19 protein-coding genes and 1 tRNA gene are annotated in these 17,370 nt (G+C 68.2%); 7 read left to right on the forward strand and 13 right to left on the reverse strand.

What is annotated here, in order from left to right:
• Positions 1–91 precede the first annotated feature (91 nt).
• A tRNA-Gly gene (locus SSMG_RS37950) sits at positions 92–162 on the forward strand.
• A gap of 54 nt (positions 163–216) precedes the next feature.
• On the opposite strand, the gene SSMG_RS37955 is transcribed toward SSMG_RS37950, so the two are convergent.
• From SSMG_RS37955 to SSMG_RS37970, 4 genes are all read right to left on the reverse strand, one after another.
• Positions 217–480, reverse strand: a complete 264-nt coding sequence (locus tag SSMG_RS37955; RefSeq protein WP_009085032.1) for a hypothetical protein — start codon at positions 478–480, stop codon at positions 217–219.
• A gap of 52 nt (positions 481–532) precedes the next feature.
• Positions 533–1,906 carry an amino acid permease gene (locus SSMG_RS37960; RefSeq protein WP_009085034.1) on the reverse strand — a complete coding sequence of 458 codons (1,374 nt, stop codon included), beginning with the start codon at positions 1,904–1,906 and terminating at the stop codon, positions 533–535.
• Between the two features lie 130 nt (positions 1,907–2,036).
• Positions 2,037–2,687 carry a hypothetical protein gene (locus SSMG_RS37965; protein WP_037716230.1) on the reverse strand — a complete coding sequence of 217 codons (651 nt, stop codon included), beginning with the start codon at positions 2,685–2,687 and terminating at the stop codon, positions 2,037–2,039.
• Between the two features lie 2 nt (positions 2,688–2,689).
• On the reverse strand, positions 2,690–3,358 hold the full coding sequence (locus SSMG_RS37970; RefSeq protein ID WP_199786104.1) for a hypothetical protein: 669 nt from the start codon (positions 3,356–3,358) through the stop codon (positions 2,690–2,692).
• Positions 3,359–3,473: 115 nt separating this feature from the next.
• Between SSMG_RS37970 and SSMG_RS37975 the strand changes: the two genes are divergently transcribed.
• Together SSMG_RS37975 and SSMG_RS37980 are read left to right on the forward strand one after the other, a co-directional pair.
• On the forward strand, positions 3,474–3,851 hold the full coding sequence (locus SSMG_RS37975; protein WP_009085038.1) for a nitroreductase family deazaflavin-dependent oxidoreductase: 378 nt from the start codon (positions 3,474–3,476) through the stop codon (positions 3,849–3,851).
• A gap of 8 nt (positions 3,852–3,859) precedes the next feature.
• The gene (locus SSMG_RS37980) at positions 3,860–4,390 is read left to right on the forward strand and encodes a GNAT family N-acetyltransferase (RefSeq protein ID WP_009085044.1); all 531 of its coding nucleotides are present in this window, start codon (positions 3,860–3,862) and stop codon (positions 4,388–4,390) included.
• A 1-nt stretch (position 4,391) separates the two neighbouring features.
• Here SSMG_RS37980 and SSMG_RS37985 read toward each other — a convergent pair whose 3' ends face one another.
• From SSMG_RS37985 to mug, 4 genes are all read right to left on the reverse strand, one after another.
• Positions 4,392–4,667 carry a GlsB/YeaQ/YmgE family stress response membrane protein gene (locus SSMG_RS37985; RefSeq protein WP_009085047.1) on the reverse strand — a complete coding sequence of 92 codons (276 nt, stop codon included), beginning with the start codon at positions 4,665–4,667 and terminating at the stop codon, positions 4,392–4,394.
• Positions 4,668–4,826: 159 nt separating this feature from the next.
• The gene (locus SSMG_RS37990; protein WP_009085048.1) at positions 4,827–6,671 is read right to left on the reverse strand and encodes an acyl-CoA dehydrogenase; all 1,845 of its coding nucleotides are present in this window, start codon (positions 6,669–6,671) and stop codon (positions 4,827–4,829) included.
• 158 nt (positions 6,672–6,829) lie between these two features.
• A complete protein-coding gene (locus SSMG_RS37995) occupies positions 6,830–7,591 on the reverse strand; it encodes a response regulator transcription factor (RefSeq protein WP_199786105.1) in 762 nt (253 codons plus the stop codon).
• Positions 7,592–7,867: 276 nt separating this feature from the next.
• Positions 7,868–8,446: a G/U mismatch-specific DNA glycosylase gene (gene mug, locus SSMG_RS38000; RefSeq protein WP_009085050.1), complete on the reverse strand. Its 579-nt coding sequence runs from the start codon at positions 8,444–8,446 to the stop codon at positions 7,868–7,870.
• Between the two features lie 29 nt (positions 8,447–8,475).
• Here mug and SSMG_RS38005 point away from each other — a divergent pair, with 29 nt between their 5' ends.
• Positions 8,476–9,114, forward strand: a complete 639-nt coding sequence (locus SSMG_RS38005) for a bifunctional 2-polyprenyl-6-hydroxyphenol methylase/3-demethylubiquinol 3-O-methyltransferase UbiG (RefSeq protein WP_037716234.1) — start codon at positions 8,476–8,478, stop codon at positions 9,112–9,114.
• 183 nt (positions 9,115–9,297) lie between these two features.
• Here the strand turns inward: SSMG_RS38005 and SSMG_RS38010 are convergent, their stop codons facing one another.
• Positions 9,298–9,939 (reverse strand): VanZ family protein, encoded by a 642-nt coding sequence (locus SSMG_RS38010; RefSeq protein WP_009085055.1) that lies wholly within the window; start codon positions 9,937–9,939, stop codon positions 9,298–9,300.
• A gap of 103 nt (positions 9,940–10,042) precedes the next feature.
• Positions 10,043–10,168 carry a hypothetical protein gene (locus tag SSMG_RS47435; protein ID WP_255409791.1) on the reverse strand — a complete coding sequence of 42 codons (126 nt, stop codon included), beginning with the start codon at positions 10,166–10,168 and terminating at the stop codon, positions 10,043–10,045.
• A gap of 169 nt (positions 10,169–10,337) precedes the next feature.
• On the opposite strand from SSMG_RS47435, the gene SSMG_RS38015 reads away from it, so the two are divergent.
• On the forward strand, positions 10,338–12,026 hold the full coding sequence (locus SSMG_RS38015) for a bifunctional UDP-sugar hydrolase/5'-nucleotidase (RefSeq protein WP_009085061.1): 1,689 nt from the start codon (positions 10,338–10,340) through the stop codon (positions 12,024–12,026).
• A 115-nt stretch (positions 12,027–12,141) separates the two neighbouring features.
• Positions 12,142–12,474 (forward strand): MmcQ/YjbR family DNA-binding protein, encoded by a 333-nt coding sequence (locus tag SSMG_RS38020; protein ID WP_037716236.1) that lies wholly within the window; start codon positions 12,142–12,144, stop codon positions 12,472–12,474.
• Here the strand turns inward: SSMG_RS38020 and SSMG_RS38025 are convergent.
• From SSMG_RS38025 to SSMG_RS38035, 3 genes are read right to left on the reverse strand one after another with little or no spacing between them, the layout of a single operon-like run.
• Complete coding sequence (locus SSMG_RS38025; RefSeq protein WP_009085066.1) at positions 12,464–14,302, reverse strand: VanW family protein; 1,839 nt, start codon at positions 14,300–14,302, stop codon at positions 12,464–12,466. The two genes, SSMG_RS38020 and SSMG_RS38025, sit on opposite strands and share 11 nt — an antisense overlap.
• 24 nt (positions 14,303–14,326) lie before the next feature.
• Positions 14,327–14,620 (reverse strand): co-chaperone GroES, encoded by a 294-nt coding sequence (locus SSMG_RS38030; RefSeq protein ID WP_286157094.1) that lies wholly within the window; start codon positions 14,618–14,620, stop codon positions 14,327–14,329.
• A gap of 40 nt (positions 14,621–14,660) precedes the next feature.
• Positions 14,661–16,523, reverse strand: coding sequence for a thioredoxin-like domain-containing protein (locus SSMG_RS38035; RefSeq protein ID WP_199786106.1), 1,863 nt, complete (start codon positions 16,521–16,523; stop codon positions 14,661–14,663).
• Between the two features lie 136 nt (positions 16,524–16,659).
• Between SSMG_RS38035 and SSMG_RS38040 the strand changes: the two genes are divergently transcribed.
• On the forward strand, positions 16,660–17,232 hold the full coding sequence (locus tag SSMG_RS38040; RefSeq protein ID WP_009085072.1) for a hypothetical protein: 573 nt from the start codon (positions 16,660–16,662) through the stop codon (positions 17,230–17,232).
• The last annotated feature ends 138 nt before the right edge of the window (positions 17,233–17,370 follow it).

Genomic DNA, 17,370 nt, shown 5'->3' on the forward strand with positions numbered 1-17,370 from the left:
GACAACAAGTGTTGTCACTTTGGCGGGGGAGCGTCAAGGCGTGCCCCGCTGGACATGGGGGCACCGTGGTTGTGTATGCTGGCGAGGCACTGCGGATGTAGTTCAATGGTAGAACATCAGCTTCCCAAGCTGAATACGCGGGTTCGATTCCCGTCATCCGCTCTCTTGCGAAAGCCCCAGGTCAGTGGTTGTCCACTTTAGACCTGGGGCTTTCGCCTATTTCCGGGTCCGGTGGAGCCGAGCGCTGAACAGCCCTCCCGCGAGCACCCCGGCGCAGCCCGCCCACTGGAGGAAGGTGCCTAGCTGGCCAGTCGCAGCGAGGATCGCGACGAGGGCTCCGTAGGCGAGCACGAGGTAGAAGAGCAGCCACAGGAGCAGCCGGGGAGACGAGCGAATCGTGCGGGCGGGGTCTCCCAGGCCGGAGGCCTTGGCAAGGTCGTCCCGCAGCCAGTGCCGCAGTCGCGATCGACGGGTCCCCATTGGTCGAGTATGACATCGGCATCCAGCTAGTCCACTGTGGACACCAAGGAGGCTACCCGGCCTCGGACATCGCGTCTTCCTTCGGAGCCGAAGTTGCCCTGCGGTGGAACCAGAACAACCCGCACAACATGGCCAGCCACACCACTCCGACGATTAGCGCCAAGCGGGTGTCCTCAGCGAACGCCATCACCACGAAGATGAACACCATGAACACCATCGTCAAAACCTGACCCACCGGCCAGAACGGCACCGGGAATGCCAAGCCCTCAGAGGAAGAGCCGCGGCGGGAGCGGTAGTGCGTAAGCAGGATCATGAACCAAACCCACACCGTCGCGAAGGTGCCCACTGACGCGATCAGCAGGAAAGCACTGTCCGGCAACAGGTAGTTCAAGACCACGGCAAGGCTCAGGGCGGCAGCAACCACCAGGACGGTCATCCACGGGATGCCATTCCGCGTAACCCGGGCCATGGCCGCGGGGGCTTGGCCTCGTTGAGCCAGTCCGTAGATCATCCGGCCGGCGCCGAAGATGTCGCTGTTGATCGCGGACAACGCGGCGGTGACCACGACGATGTTCAAAATCGTTGCGGCGGAGTGCAATCCCAGACCGGCGAAGATTTGGACGAAGGGGCTTCCCGAGGTGCTGATCGTGTTCCACGGGTTCAGCATCATGATGATCGCGAGGGTCGCCACGTAGAAAAGCAGGACCCGAACCGGGACTGTGTTGACCGCCTTGGGCATTGCGGTGCGCGGGTCTTCCGACTCGGCTGCGGTGAGGCCCAAAATCTCGGTGCCGCCGAAGGCGAACATCACCAGGGCGAACGAAGCGATGAAACCGCTGATGCCATTAGGGAACCAGCCGCCGTGGGACCACAGGTTGGTGACGCTGCCGGAATGAACACCGAAGAGCAGGATTGCCGCACCGCCGAGGATCATTGCGACGATCGCGACTACTTTGACCAGGGTGAACCAGAATTCCAGCTCACCGTAGACCCGCACGCTGACCAGGTTCGCGGCGGCGATGACCAGGATCGTCAGCACCACCCAGATCCACCGGGGCACGTCGGGGAACCAGAAACCCATGTACACAGCCAAAGCCGTGACATCGGCGACGCAGACGATCACCATCTCGAACGCGTAGGTCCAGCCGGTCAGGAAACCGGCCAACGGGCCCAGGTGTTTACGCGCGTATTCGCCGAACGAACCGGGCGCGGGATCGTTGACCGCCATCTCGCCCAAAGCGCGCAGCACGAAGAAAATCGCCGCTCCGCCGATGAGATACGCGAGCAGGACGGACGGACCGGCCTTGGCGATCGTGTCCGAGGAGCCGTAGAACAATCCGGTGCCGATCGCCGAACCCAGCGCGATGAACCGGATGTGCCTGCCGTTCAACCGGCGGCTCAAACCATCCCCGGACTTCGTCGTCATTGACGGTTACCTCCCGAAATCGGCGGCCCGCGGCGCGAGCGGGTCGGCACAGTAGAACCGATCCGGGTTCGGCCGACCAACCTACGGCGACGGGAAAGCGTCTGCGATTTCAGACGGTCCACAAAGGACGTCAGCCTTCCACCAGTTCCCACGGCGCGCCCGGCTCCGCGCGGTCGAACACCTGGCCCGGCGCGGCGAGCAGGGTCGGCACGACGTCCGGGTACAGCTGCACGACGTGTTCCAGCTCCAGGCCTTCCATCTCGAAATCCTCCGCCTCGGGGACCTCGAAGCCGACGAACAGCCACGTTCCGTCCTGCTCCCGGACGACCTGGCGGACCGCGCGCGCCGGAGCGGCGGCCGTGGTTCCGATTTCGGTCAAGCCGGTGCTCAACTGGACTTCTTCGAGCGGCGAACCGGGGTGCGTCCAGGCGGCGATCCGGGCGTCGCGGTGGGCGAGGTCCTCGTCGACGTCATCGGAATCCGACACCGAGCTGAGCAGCCAGGTGCGGCGGTCCGGGTCCCAGTCCGCGGCCATCCCGGCGGGCACGTCGGCCAGCGCGACCAGGTGCGGCAGCAGGGTCACCGCCTCGCGCAGGGCCATCGCGCCGAACAGCTGGCGGTTGACCTCCATGTCCTCTTCGAACTCGGCACCGTCGCTGATGAACCAGTCGTCGTCATCGTCAAGGACGACGAAGGCCAGCTTCTCCGGGTGATCCACCAGCTCGTGCGCGATGATCACCGGGGATTCCGGGTCCTGCCGCAGCGGCCATTGTTCGGACATCTTCACTCCCCGTCGTCGATTACCTGCAGCCACTCGGCATCCGGCGCCTCGCGAAAGAACACTTCGCCCGGCTCCGCGTCCAGCAGCTCGACCACGTCCGGGTACAGCTCCGCCACGTGGCCGAGCTCCAGCGTGTCAACCTCGACCTCGGTCTGCTCATCGGGGTCCGGCACCTCGAAGCCGACGAACATCCACGTGCCGTCTTCATCCCGGCTGACATAGCGCACGTTGCGGGCCGGAGCGTCGGTCGCGGTACTGATTTCCAGCAACCCGAGGCTGAGGTTCACCTCGTCCATCGGCGAGCCGGCGTGCGGCCAAGCAGCGGCCCGGGCCTCCCGGTACGCGCGGGCCTCCTCGTCATCGCTCGGCACCAGCGGGGAAATCAGCACCCAGGTCCCGTTGCCGGCGTCCCACTCCGCACCCATCCCGGCCGGCAGCTCGGCCAGCGCCTTCAACTGCGGCAACAACTCGACGACGTCGTGCAGGCACACCGTGGCGAACTGCTTTTCGTCCAGCTCCGGGTCCTCGCCGAACTCCGAGCCGTCGCTGACGAACCAGCCTTCCTCGTCGTCGAGCAGTACGTGATCCAGTTGTTCCGGATGCTCGATCAGCCCCTGCGAGACGAGCACCGCCGCGTGCGGTTCCTGCCCCATCGGCCAGTCTTCGGACATGCCCGCTCCCACCCCTCGCGTGTCACTGCGGGCCCATCCCACCAGACCCGCCCGCTCGGGCGCACAGCGCGTCTCCGGCAGGAAATTCCACGGACGTTGGATTAGGCTCGGCGGCATGGTGCTGCCCGAACGTCTCGCCCGGTTCAACCGCGTGGTCACCAACCGGGTCACGAAACCCTTCGCCGACAAGCTGCCCGGATTCGGGGTGATCGTGCACCGCGGCCGCAAGTCCGGCCGCGAGTTCCGCACGCCGCTCAACATCTTCCGCACCGCCGACGGATTCGTCGTCGCGCTCACCTACGGGCCGGACACCGACTGGGTGCGCAACGTGCTCGCGGCGGGCGAGGCGGAGGTGCTCACGAGGGGCCGAAAATACCGCGTGCGCGATCCGGAACTCGTGCATGATGAATCGCGGCGGCCGATGCCACCCGGGGTGCGGCAGTTCCTCGGGCTGGTCGGCGTCACGGATTTCCTTGTGCTGAAACGAGAATAAGGGGTGCGATGCTCACCGGGAAGCTGGTGCGGCTGCGGGCGATCGAACCGGAGGACGCCGAATCGATCTACCGGTGGATCCACGATCCGGAGGTCGGCCGGTACATGACCGGCGATTACCCGCGTTCACTCGCCCAACTGCGCAAGCGCGGCGAGGAACGTCCGGTGAACACCTATGAAAACGTCGTGCTCGGCATCGAATCGCTCGCGGCGGGCAAGCTGATCGGCGTCGTCGACCTGCGCGACGCCCGCCCAGAGATCGGCCGCGCCGAGCTGGACATCTACCTCGGCGAGACCGATCACTGGGACGGCGGATACGGCACTGAAGCGCTGAAACTCATGTGCCGCTACGGGTTCAACGTGATGCGGCTGCACCTGATCGCGCTCTGGGTGGTCGCCGAGAACGAGCGCGCCCGGCACGTGTACCGCAAGGTCGGGTTCGTGGAGGACGGCAGGCACCGCGAATGCCATCGCGGGCCTGACGGCAAGTACCACGACATGTACCTGATGAGCCTGCTCGAGCCGGAACTGAACGACTGAGCTAGCTCTTGACCTGGCGCTTGCCCCACAGGCTGGCGGCGAGCGTCACGCCGATCGCGGCCAGCACGACCTGGGTGATGATCTCCAGCCAGTCGATGCCCTTGGTGTCGGCGTAGCCGAGCCCGCGGGCGATCGCCGTGCCGACGAACGCGGCGACGATGCCGACCAGGATGGTCAGCCAGATGGGGATCGCTTGCTTTCCGGGGGCGACCAGCTTGCCGAGCAGGCCGAGGATCAGGCCGATCACGACCGCGCTGATGATGCCGGAAACCGCCATGGCGAAAACTCCTTCTGCGATAGGACCGGGCTCGGCCGGGATATCCCGGAACCCGGCGGGCCAAACCCGGCTTACCGCCCGCATCGGGTCACCGCCACCGGAGGCACGAAAAATGCCCCGGTCCGGGTGCGGAGCGGGGCATTTTTCCAGCCAGTGCGATCAGAACGCGGCTTCGTCCACGTCCATCAGCGCGTTGTCCGCGGCCTCCACGATGGCGCGGCGCGAGGTCAGCTCCGGCAGCACGGTCTTCGCGAAGAACGACGCGACCGCCAGCTTGCCCTCGTAGAACGGCTTGTCCTTGGCCGACGCGCCGTTGTCGAGCTTGCCCAGCGCGACCTCGGCGCCCTGCAGCAGCTTCCAGCCGACCAGCAGGTCGCCGACCGACATCAGCAGCCGCACGGTGTGCTGGCCGACCTTGTTGATGTTCTGCGGGTCTTCCTGCGACGAGGTCAGGTAGCCGATCAGCGAGCCCAGCATGCCCTGGGTGTCCTCGAGCGCCTGCTTGAGCAGCGCGCGCTCGTTCTTGAGCCGGCCGTTGCCCGCCTCGGACTCGATGAACTTCGTGATCTCGCCGGCGACGTACGCCAGCGCCTGGCCCTTGTCGCGGACGATCTTCCGGAAGAAGAAGTCCAGCGACTGGATCGCAGTGGTGCCCTCGTACAGCGAGTCGATCTTCGCGTCGCGGATGTACTGCTCGATCGGGTAGTCCTGCAGGAAGCCGGAACCGCCCAGGGTCTGCAGCGACTGCACGAGCTGCTCGGTGGCGCGCTCGGAGCCGACGCCCTTGACGATCGGCAGCAGCAGGTCGTTGACGCTGTGCGCCAGCTTCAGCGACGCCTCGTCGCCCTCGCCGGTCCACAGCTGGTCCTGGAAGGACGCGGTGTACAGGTAGATCGCGCGCAGGCCCTCGGCGTACGCCTTCTGCAGCATCAGCGAACGACGCACGTCCGGGTGGTGCGTGATCGTCACGCGCGGCGCGGTCTTGTTCAGCATGTTCGGCAGGTCAGCGCCCTGCACGCGCTCCTTGGCGTACTCCAGCGCGTTCAGGTAGCCGGTGGACAGCGTGGCGATCGCCTTGGTGCCGACCATCATCCGGGCGTACTCGATGACCTGGAACATCTGCGCGATGCCGTCGTGCACCTCGCCGAGCAGCCAGCCCTTGGCCGGGGTGCCGTGCTGGCCGAAGGTCAGCTCGCACGTGGTGGACACCTTGATGCCCATCTTGTGCTCGATGTTGGTGACGAAGGCGCCGTTGCGCTCGCCGAGTTCGCCGGTCTTGGAGTCGAAGTGGAACTTCGGCACCAGGAACAGCGACAGGCCCTTGGTGCCCGGCTTGGTCTCGATGCCGGGACCCTCGGGACGGGCCAGCACCAGGTGCATGATGTTCTCGACCATGTCGTTCTCGGCCGAGGTGATGAAGCGCTTCACGCCGTCGATGTGCCAGGAGCCGTCCTCCTGCTTGACCGCCTTGGTGCGGCCCGCGCCGACGTCCGAACCGGCGTCCGGCTCGGTGAGCACCATGGTGGCTCCCCAGCCGCGGTCGATCATCAGCTGAGCCCAGTGCTTCTGCTCTTCGGTGCCGTTCTTGTCCACGATCATGGCGAAGTTCGGACCCGCCAGGTACATGAACAGCGGGGCGTTCGCGCCGAGGATCAGCTCGGCCGCGGCCCACTGCACCGTCGGGGGCAGTCCGAAGCCGCCCAGCTCGTTGGTGAGGCCGAGCCGCCACCATTCGCCGTCGACGAGCGCTTTGTAGCTCTTCTTGAACGAATCGGGGATGGTCACGCTGAAGGTCTTGGGGTCGTACACCGGCGGGTTGCGGTCGGCGTCGGCGTAGGACTCGGCGAGCGGGCCGGTGGCGAGGTTGTTCAGCTCCGACAGCACGCCTCGGGCGGTCTCCTCGTCCGATTCGGCGAGTACGCCCTTCCCGAGCCGTTCCTGCACGCCGAGCACCTCGAAGAGGTTGAACTCCAGGTCTCGGACGTTGCTCTTGTAGTGGCCCATGTCGTCACTCCGTGTCGTGTTCGGCTTTCCGGCCGGGCACTGGTTCCCTTACTCGCCGGTAACATCAGGATATTACCTACGAGTAACCAGAGCAAGCGAATCCGCCCTTCCAGGGGTGGATATTCGCTCGGAATGACGGGCCTACCAGGGGACCGGCCTCACCGCGTGCTGCGCGCCACGGCCTCCTGCACCGCGGCCGGCGGACCGGCGCTGTCATCGAGCTGCGGAACGAGAATGCCGCTGCGGAACGCGATGGTCACCGCGTGTGTCCGATCGCGGGCAGACAGCTTGCGCAGAATGCTCTTCACGTGGGTTCGCACGGTTTCCACGGACAGGAAGAGCAGTTTCGCGATCCCCGAGTTCTCCAGCCCTTCGGCGACGAGCTGCAGGACCTGGTATTCGCGCCGGGAAAGCGGCATGGCGCCCTTGGGCTGCACGAGCTGCCCGTCGACCGGAGCGGCTCTTGGCGACGGCTCGCGTTTGGGCCGCGCGGTGAGCGCCGACAGCGCCGGATCGATGTAGCGCCGGTCGTGGTGCGCGCGCCGGACCGCCTCGGCGAGCCGCCGCGAATCGACCGCGCGCGGGACGATGGCGTGCGCGCCCGCGCCGATGGCCGCGGCGAGGTACTGCTGGGTGCGGTTGGTGTCGCGGACGAGAGTGACCAGCACGAGTGCCGGGTCGCCCGCGTTGAGCAGCTTCGCGAGATGGCAGTTGGGGTCGAGCGCGGAGTCGAGGATCACGACGTCCGGGCGGACCTGCTCGCACAGCTGCATCGCCGCGTGGTGGCTCGCCGCCTGACCGGACCAGTGCAGGCCCAGCGTGCGGTGCACCATCGCCGCGATGCCCTCGCGGAAAATCGGGATCGGGTCGACGACCGCGACCCCCAGGCTTCGACCGCCGGCTGGCTGACCGGCCGACATGGGCGTTCGGTGGGGCTCGATGCCACGCATCTCGGGCCTCCGTCCATCGAGGTCGCTCCCGGTGACCGGCACACCCCCTCGGCGTGCCGGCCGGTCCCCCCTGCCGGAACCGGCCGGGAACGACACCTTGTCCCTGGTTCGACTCCGCCGAGAGCAGCTTGTGACGCGGTTTCCCCCTCATGGCCGTAACGGCTGGTCGCAGCAAACTCTGAGTAGAAAATGGGCCCCGAAATGCGGAAGGACGGCGCAGCGCGGGTCCGCCCGCGCGGGTTAGCTCTACTGAGGGTTTACCTGCTCGGGTGAATGTCCGATGACCGCCCGTGCGCGCAGCCGACCGAACTCCTCGGCGAGCGTTTTCGGGGTCCAATGGGCGTTCAAACCGCTCGGATTGGGCAGAAGCCAGACCCGAGTTGTCCCGATTGTCCGTTCTTGCGGCCCGACGGCGGCACGGCGCTCGCCGAACGCGACGCGGTAGGCAGTGATTCCGACCACTGCCAGCCAGCGCGGGCGGTACTTCTCGACCTTCTTGGTCAGGATCCGGCCGCCTTCGCGAAGTTCGTCGTCGGTCAGCTCGTCAGCGCGGGCGGTGGTCCGGGCCACGACGTTGGTGATGCCCAGGCCGAGGTCGAGGAGTTCGTCCTGTTCGCTCGGGTCCAGCAGGCGCGGGGTGAACCCGCTGGCGTAGAGCGCGGGCCAGAACCGGTTGCCGGGGCGGGCGAAGTGCAGGCCGAGCGCGCCGGAGTAGAGGCCGGGGTTGATGCCGCAGAACAGCACGTTCAGGTCGGGGGCCAGGACGTCGGGGATGGTGCGTCCGTGCGCGGCGGCTTGTTCGGCCTTGGTGGGTTTGGCGGGCATGGGTCCAGTTTCCCGGCAGGGTGGCGGGCATGAGCGTGACTCCTGACGGATGCCCGGTCGACCTGTATCTCGCGCTGCCCTCCGCTGGCGAGCCGGAGGTGATTCACGGAGCGATCCCGGCGGGCGCCGCGGTGCTCGAACTCGGCTGCGGATCGGGCCGCGTGACGCATCCGCTGCTCGCACTCGGACATCCGGTGGTCGCGGTCGACGAATCGGCGGAGATGCTCGCGCACGTCACGGGCGCGGAGACCGTCTGCGCGCGGATCGACGAGCTTCGGCTGGACCGGCAGTTCCCGGTCGTCGTGCTCGGCAGCCACCTGGTGAACGGGCCGGACCGGCAGGCGCTGCTGGCGGCGGCGCGGCGGCATCTGGCGCCCGGCGGGCAACTGCTGGTCGAATGGCATCCGCCCGCCTGGTTCGATCAGGTCGCCGACGGCTCGGGCGGCCGGCTGGGCGAAGTGCGCATCGCCGTCGAAGGCGTCCGCCGGGACGGCGACCGGCTCTCCGCCACGGTCGTCTACTCCCTCGGCGACCAGACCTGGAAACAGTCCTTCACCTGCGAAAACTTCGCCCTCGAACCGGCGTTGGAGCAAGCCGGGCTGAGGTTCGAGCGCTGGGTTACCGCTGAGCGGGACTGGTTCTCCGCACGACCTTCGAACGCGGGGTAGCCAACGCGCCGCCCCGCTCGGTAGCCTGTGTGATCTCTCGCACAACGGCGTCGATGAGGAGAGCACATGCAACTGTGGCTAGTGCTCGGCCTGGTAGCACTGATCATCGCCATCGCCTCCGTGATCGTGATCCTGGAAGACCGCCGCGCGGCGCGCCAAGCCGCGATCGCGAGGCGGGCCCGGTTAGCGCGTCTTGGCGAGGTCGATCCGCTCGCTCCGGGCAGGCTCCACGCGGAGGGTTGAAGAGACCGGCCGGAGAGCGAGCAGCAGCGCGCCGGCCAGCCAGCCCAGACCGGAGCCGAAGGTGTTGGTCATGAGGTCGTCGACGTCGAAAATCCGGTAGACGAACGGCGCGGTCCCGAAGTTCGCCGTGAGCTGGGTGATCTCGACGGCCAGTGAGGCCGCGAAGCCGATCGCCAGCGCGCCCACCAGGCCGCGGCGCCACAGGACGCGGGCGAAGAAGCCGAGCGGGACGAACAGCAGCACGTTCATCGCGGCCTGCTGGAACGTCTGGGTGGCGAACCAATCCGTCGCCGGCAAACCGTGTTTCACCAGTTCGGTGTGGATGTCCGCGATCCACTGGAACGGCTCCAGCTGCACCGTCTGCTCCAGCCGCCTGCTGTGCGGGCCGGGCAGCGGGAGGAGGACGACCGCCAGCGCCATGCACGCGTAGAAGACGACCGCCGCGGTGGTCACCAGGCTGCGCAACCGCAGGCGGCCGTGGCGCGCGAACTGGAGCACGAGCTGCGGGATCAGGATCGTCGCCCAGACGGCGAGAAACCCGATGAACCCGTACTGCAGGGCGGTGACCTGTGCGTTCGTCATACCGAAAACGCTATTGATCTTCCCGCGCGCGCACTTCGGTCGAAGAGCCCGAGGCAGCGGGGCGGGGATCGGCCAGATGGCCGAGTGCTCGCCGACCGATCGGTCAGCCGTCGCGCGAAGGCGGTTCGTCGTCGCGGTCGACCCGCTCCGAGCGCCAGGCGGCGAAGACGGTGCCGGCGATCAGCAAAAGCACTACAGCGAGCGTCAGCACGACGAGCTGCAATTCCATTTCATCTCCCTCGGCACCTAACGCACGGATCGGCGCCGGGCGGGCGAACGTTACCGAAATTTCCTCCGGCTCCGGCCGTTCTGCCCTGGTCAGGACCGTCCGATTTGGGCAGACTGCTTCGCCGGGCGTCCGCATCAGGGGTCAGGCGGGCGCGAACACCGGAGGAAACATGAAGCTCTTCACCCGGCTCGCGGCCACCGCCGCGGCCGCATTGGCCACCGTGGCCGTCACGAGCGCGCCCGCCGAGGCCGCACAGACCACCGACGTCCGGATCATCGCGTTCAACGACCTGCACGGGAACCTCGAACCGCCGTCCGGCTCCAGCGGGCGGATCACGCTGCCGGACGGGTCCAAGGTGGACGCGGGCGGCGCGGCCTACCTCGCGACGCACGTCAAACAGCTCGAGGCGCAGGTGCGCAACTCGATGGTGCTGTCCTCGGGCGACAACATCGGCGCGTCGCCGGTGATCTCGGCGCTGTTCCACGACGAACCGACCATGGACTTCCTCAACGAACTCGGCGTCAAGGCGTCCGTGGTGGGCAACCACGAGTTCGACGAGGGCTACCAGGAACTGCTGCGCATGCAGTTCGGCGGCTGCAACAAGACCGACGGCTGCCAGTTCCGCAAGAGCTACGACGGCGCGCGCTTCCCGCTGCTCGGGTCCAATGTGTACTTCGACAACGGGCTGCCCGCGCTGCTGCCGTTCAGCATCCAGTACTCCGGCGGCGTCCCGATCGGCGTCATCGGCGCGACGCTCAAGGACCTGCCGTCGGTCGTGACGCCGGAAGCCATCAAGGGCCTCAAGTTCGGCGACGAGGTCGAGGCGATCAACCGCACCGCGAACATCCTCGACCGGCTCGGTGTGAAGGCCCAGGTCGTGCTGCTGCACCAGGGTGACGAAGCGCTGCCCGGCGCGGGTCCGAACGACTGCAAGGTCCAGCCGGACGGCGCCGCCGCGACCATCGCGAAGAACGTGACCCCGAAGGTCGACGCGATCTTCACCGCGCACAGCCACCAGCAGTACAACTGCGTCGTCAACGATCCGGCGGGCCAGCCGCGTCCGGTGATCCAGGGCGCGTCGTTCGGCCGGCTGCTTTCGGTGGTGGACCTGAAGATCGACCGCCGCACGCGCGACGTGGTCCGCTCGCAGACCAAGGCGCACAACGAGATCGTCACCCGCGACGTCACGCCGGACCCGGCCGTGACGAAGCTCGTCGACGAGGCCAAGACGAAGGCCGCGCCGATCGCGAACAAGCAGGTCGGCACCATCACCGCGGACCTGCCCGCGGCGGGCGGGCCGTCCGGCGAATCGCCGCTCGGCGACGTGATCGCCGACGCGCAACTCGAGGCGACCAAGTCCAACAACGCGGTGATCGCGATGACGAACCCGGGCGGCATCCGCGCTGACCTGACGTACAAATCGTCGTCGGCCGGCGAAGGCGACGGAGTCGTCACCTACGGCGAGGCGTTCACCGTGCAGCCGTTCTCGAACATCATGCAGACGATCACGCTCACCGGCGCGAACCTGAAGAACGTGCTGGAACAGCAGTGGGGCCAGTCCGGCGGCACCAAGATCCTGCAGATCTCGAAGTCGCTGCACTACACGTACTCGGCGGGGGCCCCGGTCGGCTCGCGGGTTTCGAACATCACGGTCAACGGCACGCCGGTCGACCCGGCGGCCAAGTACCGCGTGTCGGTGAACAACTTCCTCGCCGCGGGCGGGGACGGGTTCACCGAGTTCAAGAAGGGCACCGACCTGGCGGGCGGGCCGGTGGACCTGGACGCGTTCATCGCCTACCTCGGCGCGCATCCGGGCATCGCTCCGCCGCCCGCGGACCGGATCACCGCGACTCCGTAAGCAAGGTCCGTGAGGGGAACCCTGCGGGACTCAGAGTCCCTCAGGGTTCCCCTCACGGCTTTCGGGCTCTCGTTTGTCCAAGACAAGGGTGAGACGGCGGGGGAGGATGGTCGGCATGACGATGACCTGGGACGACGTGACCGCGTGGGCACAGGAGGAGCTGCCGGAAACCGAGGTGGCGACCTGGTACCGGACGCCCGCGCTGAAGGTCGCGGGCAAGGGTTACGCCCGGCTGCGCACCGAGGCCGAAGGCGGGCTGGTGCTGTTCGTCGGGCTCGACGAGAAGGCCGCGCTGCTCGCGTCCGGCGATCCGGCCTTCTTCACCACGCCGCACTACGACGGCCACGGCTCGATCCTCGTGCACCTCGACCGCGTCGATCCGCAGCAACTGCGGGAACTGCTCACCGAGTCCTGGCGGGCGAAAGCCCCGGCCCGGCTCAGCACATGACGATCGGCTGCGGCGAATACGTCGTGCTGCGGCTTTCCTCCCGGACCTCGCCGCCGCTGGCCAGGTCGTAGAACACCCGGGTGTCGTTGACGGTGAACCCGGACGCGCCCGGCGACGCGTGGCACTGGCCGTCCGGACCAGGCCCGAACTGCACTGGCGGCGGCACCTGGTTCGACGGCGCACCGCTGCGGCCTTCGACGCGGAAGTGCTTGGTGCCCCAGATCTTCACCGTCACCGAGCCACCGCTGGCGCTCGCCTGGATCGCGAATCCGGTCGGATCGTTGTTGCCCAGCTTGAGATCCACCGCGTTGCCGGAACTGTCCACGGCGACCGCGTCCCGACCGGCCGGATAGCGGTTGACGAAGTGGTCGTGTGCCGCGTGGCCGCCGTCGCCCAGCCCGGCCAGGTAAGCCGCGTTGTACAAAGTGGACGAAAGCTGCGACAGTCCGCCGCCGGGCACCGCCGGACCGGTGCCGTCCTCGTCGACCGGCGCGGACGCGTAACCGCCGCCGCGATAGTCGTTGAGGCTGAACGATTCCCCCGGCTTCACGACGACGCCGTTGATGCGCCCGGCGAGCGTGGCGACGTTGTCCGCCGCCGGACCGCTGAGCCCGCCGGTGGTGTACTCGCCGATGACCTCCTTGACGCCGAGCGCGTTCGCGCCGTCGGTGGTCAGGGTCGGGTGTTTCGGGTCGTAGGCGACCTGCAGATCGCGGCCGGTCGGCTTCGCGAGCACCTGGGTGAGGGTCTGGAAAGTGTTGGCCCAGTTGATCTTTCGCCCGTCCTCGGACGGGATGACGGCTGGGGTGCCGGAGTCGAGGGTGATCCGCGCGTCCTTGCTGTCCGCCTCGGTGGACGCCAGGTCCGGCTGGACAGCCGCGCGCAGCTTCTCCTGGTCGATCCGCAGTTCGAGACCGCCGCCCCCGTTGGGCTGGAACTGGAACGAGGACGCGATCGCGGACGGCGGCAGCGTGGCGTCCTTGCCCTCGCCGTGCAGCACCACCGGCGCGGCGACCGCGGGCGCGACCACGGTGTCCAGCAGCCGGTGCACGTCGGCGGAGGTGGTTTTGGCCGGCGTCACCGCCATCTTCAGCGTGACTCCGCGCGGCGAAAGCCAGTCCGCCACCACGGCTTGCACCGCGGCCGGTACATCGGTCAACTCCTGGCCCTGCCGCGGCTCGACCGCGTACGCGGCGACCCCGTTCCCTTCCTTCGGCGTGAACCCGATGCTGCCCTCGACCAGCGGATGGTTGAGCTGCTTCCCGGCGAGCTGCTGAACGGCGTCGGTCACCTCGAGCTGATCGCTGCGTGTCACGACGCCGACCTCGCGGGTGGTGAAGAACGACAGCAGACGCGTGACCGGGCTCCACGGCTGGTGCCCGGCTTGGGCGAGGGTGCCCGGCCAGTCGAGGCCGAGTCCGGAATCCGCGGGGACCAGCGTCGCGGTGACGTCCCCGGCGTGGATCGGCACCGGACGGGTCAGCCGCGGCTGGAGTTCGGTGTGCAGCTTGGCTTCCGCCTCGGCGTACGACAGGCCGCCGACGTCGACCCCGGCCACCTGCACGCCGCGCGGGACGTCGCCGGCGCTGGTCATCAGGTCGACGGTGTAGAGCAGCACGAACAGCCCGAGCAGGCAGCCGACGATCATGAAGCTGCGGCCGACGCGTTTGCGCAAGCGGCGCAACGGCGTGTCCGGCGGCGGGGGCGCGTCGGCGACGGCGAAGATCTCCGTGGCCAGATCGGGTTCGCTGACCAGGGCGGGGTCGTTCAGCAGCTCGTCGCTCAGCAGGTCGTCGGCGAAAGCCGACGAACGGTCTTCTTCACGCAACGCCTGCCTCCCCTGGTACGGGAGCTACAGGTACAGCCCCGTGCCGTGTTCGGTCCGCTCCGTGGCCACCGCGTGGATGTCGCGTTCGCGCATCACCAGATGGCCTTCGCCCTGGATCTCGACCTCGAGCTGGTCCTCCGGGTTGAACAGAACCCGGTCTCCCTGCTTGACGTTCCGCACGCTGTTGCCGACACCCAGTACATCACCCCACATCAGCCTGCGCGCGACTTGCGCGGTGGCGGGGATCACGATGCCGCCGCTGCTGCGGCGCTCGCCTTCCTCCTGCGACAACCGCACGAGAACGCGGTCGTGCAGCATCTGGATCTCGAGCTTGGGCGTGTCCGGCACGCCAGCCATGCTACTGACCGGTTGCCGGGGCCTTGGGCTCGCCCGCCATCATCAGGCTCAGCGCCTTCCCCCCTCCGTTCTCGAACCGCACCGGAACGCCCCAGTCCTGCCGGGTGATCCGGCACGCCGGGTGCTCGCCGCCGTCGTCGCAGCTCGCGGCCTGCGCCACTACCTGCAACACCCCTTCGGTCGCGCCCGGCGCGAACTTGATCCGCCGAACGAGATCAGTTCCGACCCCGGCCCCGTCGGCGAGCAGCTCCGGCGGCGACGCGGTGATCTCCAGCCGCGTCGAGGGCCCGTAGCGCTCGTCGAGCTTCTCGCCCGGCGGCGGGGTGAAGACGACGGAGAACTCGACCTCGCCGGGAGCGAGCACGGTCGGCGGACGCCGCACGGCTTGCCGTTTGCCCGCGACGGCGGTCGCCTGGCCATTGCCCCCGAGCGGGGTAACCCGGTTGCCCGCCGACTCGACGACGTACAGCTCGCCGTCGTGGCGCACCAGGCCCTGCGGTTCGGCGAACCCGGTCGCGAGCGTCGTGACGTCGCGGGTGAACGGGTCGTAGCGGCGGATCGCGCCGTTGTAGGTGTCGGCGATCGCGATCCGGCCGTCGGACAGCACGGCGAGGCCGAGCGGATGCTGCAGCAACGCCTGGTCGGACGGGCCGTCCGCGTGGCCGAAGGTGAACAGGTCGGTGCCGACCGCGGTGTGCACGGAGAACGATTCGCCGGCCGGTTCGATCCAGCGCAGGGCCGAGGTTTCCGCGTCGACGAGCCACAGTTTCTGGCCGTCCACGGCGAATCCGGAGGTCTGGGCGAAGAACGCTTCGTGCACGTCGCCGTCGCGCAGGCCCTCGACGGTGGTGCCGGCGAACCGGCGGATGGTGCCGGAGACCGGGTCGAACACGCTCAACGTGTGGTTTCCGGCCATCGCGACCACGACGCCGCCCGCCGGGGCCCACCAGGTGACGTCCCACGGGCTGGTCAGGTCGATGTCCAGCGCCTTGCCGGTGTCGGTGCCGTCGCGCCACTGTTTCCCGGTACCGGCAACGGTTTTCACCTCGCCGGTGTTGAGGTCGAGGCCGCGCAGGCGGTGCCCGGCGGTGTCCGCGACGATCGCGTGGTAGCCGGCGCGCTCGGCGACTTCGTTGGGCAGCAAGGCGATTCCGGCCGGTTCGGCGAACTGGGCCAGGTCGAACGGCCCGTCCTGCGTCCCGCGCACGCCGCTGCCGAAGCGGCGGATGACGGTCTCGCCGTCGGAGGCGAACTCGACGATGGAGTGATGTCCGGTGTCCGCCACCAGGATCCGCCCGCCCGCGGTGACCACGGCCTTGCTGGGGAAACGCAGTTCGGTGCGCTGTTCCTCGACCGGCACGTACGGGTTGCCGCCGCGCCGGAGCGTGCCCTTCGCGTCGTGCTTGGCGACGAGGTCGGCGATCACGCGGCGTAGCGCCTCGCCGTGGCCCTCACCGGCCGCGACGTGCACGACGTAGCCCTCGGGGTCGACGACGACCAGTGTCGGCCAGGCCCGCACGGCGTACTGCGACCAGAGTTCCATCTTCGGGTCGTTGACCACCGGATGGTGCACCTCGTACCGGCGCACCGCGGCCTCGATCGACGTGCGCTCGCCCTCGCGGCTGAACTTCGGCGAGTGCACCCCGACGGTGACCAGGACGTCGGCGAATTCCTGTTCCAGCGGACGCAGTTCGTCGAGCACGTGCAGGCAGTTGATGCAGCCGCTGGTCCAGAAATCCAGCAGCACCACGCGTCCGCGCAGTTGCGCCAAGGACAGCTGGCGGCCGCCCGTGTTCAGCCAGACGTCGCCGGTCAGCTCGGGCGCGCGCACGCGGGCTTGCCGGGCTTGCGGTGAGGAAGTCACGGGAGGAGTGAACTACATCCGGTCACGCAGTGTTCCGCCAACCACGGCTGGAGAGAAGAACCTCACCCCGCCGAGGGAGCTCATTCCGGCGAAAAAGGACGCGCGGACGCGGCCGGGCGCTACGTACGCTTCGGGCATGACAAACGTTCAGCCGGCCGAAGCCTTCACCGTGGAGGAGGCCCGCGTCCTGCAGCAGAATCTCGGCGAGCCCTTGCGGCCTGGCCTCACGCCCGCCGAACTGAGCGACGTCGAGGACCAGTTCGGGTTCACGTTTTCCGACGACCACCGGATTTTCCTCACCGCCGGCGTGCCGGTGGGCGACCGCTGGCCGGATTGGCGCCACGGCGACCCGGACCAGCTGCGCAAACGCCTGGACTGGCCGGTCGACGGCGTCCTGTACGACGTGGAGAACAACGACCTGTGGCTTCCCGAATGGGGCGCCCGGCCGCGGTCGATGTGCAACGCGCTGGCGGTCGCGCGACGGCAGCTGGCGACGGTGCCGCAGCTCGTGCCGGTGTGCGGGCATCGGTATCTGCCCGGGGCGGCCGGGGAATCCGGGTATCCGGTGCTGTCGGTGTACCAGACCGACGTGGTCTATTACGGCTGGGACCTGCGCAGTTACCTGCGGCACGAGTTCGGCGGGGAGCCGCTGGGGGAGGAACCGGCGAACGTCCGGGTCGTGGAGTTCTGGTCGCGTTTCGTGGAGTGAGCTGTGTCTTTGGCGCCGGCTTCGCCGGCGCGGCGGGATCGCCTTCAAGTCGGCGTCTGACGGGAACGACGCACCCGGCCGGGGGCCGCGCACGCCGCTCCCGCCAGACGCCGACACGATCCCGTGTTCGGGTCGGGT

This window comes from Streptomyces sp. AA4 (assembly GCF_000158875.1).
GTDB lineage: Bacteria > Actinomycetota > Actinomycetes > Mycobacteriales > Pseudonocardiaceae > Amycolatopsis.